The following is a 537-nucleotide window of genomic DNA, read 5'->3' as shown; positions in this document are numbered from 1 at the left end:
CCATTCCGCCGCCGTCATTCGTATTGCCGTCATAGTAAACGAATACGTTATACGTCCAGTGCGCGTACAGCGTGATGTCCTGCTTTGGTGTATAGGCATCCCCGCCCCTTCCGACACACGCTCCGCCATTCGGCGCCGTGTACCATCCGGTAAAGTAATACCTTACCCATCCTTTGTTATCCTCACTGAGTTCCCAGTACTCATCCTCCTTGGATGCGTTCGGGAGTGTTACCCCGTTATCATGCCATGCCGCATAAAGATTCCTGGTCTTTCCCGGTTCCGCGATATTCATTACGGACTGCTCATCCGTATAGGAGATCCCGACAGCCGCCGGGCTCAGTTTCCAGCCCGTGAAATCCGAAACCACACTGTCTGATCCACGTTCCACGCTGTTTCCGCCGTTTACGTCATAGCCGACGGTAAATCCACGGGTAAACCCGTTTTTATTCAGTTTTGCTGCCACACCATAGTTGATCGTCTGATCCTGCATGGAGCCGCCGGTCGCACCGTTTCCTTCAAAATGGACAGTATAATTCT

Annotated in this window: 1 protein-coding gene; it reads right to left on the bottom strand. The window is 52.5% G+C overall.

Translation table 11 applies throughout. The features are described 5' to 3' along the window. A partial coding sequence (locus H8Z76_RS13465) for an InlB B-repeat-containing protein (protein ID WP_186982841.1) occupies window positions 1-537 on the bottom strand: 537 nt, incomplete at both ends.

The sequence above is a fragment of the Roseburia yibonii genome, from assembly GCF_014297335.1.
Classification (GTDB): domain Bacteria; phylum Bacillota; class Clostridia; order Lachnospirales; family Lachnospiraceae; genus Roseburia_D; species Roseburia_D yibonii.
The sequence above is the reverse complement of the archived record's forward strand: the minus strand, read 5'-3'. Positions and strand labels throughout refer to the sequence as shown.